The 276-nt window shown below is 42.0% G+C and carries 1 protein-coding gene; it reads right to left on the reverse strand.

Going from position 1 to position 276, the window contains the following annotated elements:
• Positions 1-276: IS110 family transposase (locus AAEY72_RS14740; protein ID WP_352311284.1), on the reverse strand; the 276-nt coding region annotated here is incomplete at both ends.

The following is a 276-nucleotide window of genomic DNA, read 5'->3' on the forward strand; positions in this document are numbered from 1 at the left end:
GTTTACACCTTGGGTTAACGCAATACCGTATTCAGCGATTAATCCTCTTATTTGGTTGCATAATGCCGTTCTTTGCCTAACCGCCAACTCGCGTGCTTTATGCTGTGCTTGATTATCTTGTTGCTCTATCGACTTTATTCCCACACTTTTAATATGTGGCTGGTTAGCCGCGACAGCAATGGCTAAGGCGTCGTTATAGTCATTTTTGTTGCCAATTAAAAAGGCTTTTACATGTTGAGGTGGAATAAGTTTTACCTGGTGCCCACACTGTTGTAT

Origin of the sequence: Psychrobacter sp. W2-37-MNA-CIBAN-0211 (assembly GCF_040309405.1) — a bacterium.
GTDB lineage: Bacteria > Pseudomonadota > Gammaproteobacteria > Pseudomonadales > Moraxellaceae > Psychrobacter > Psychrobacter glaciei.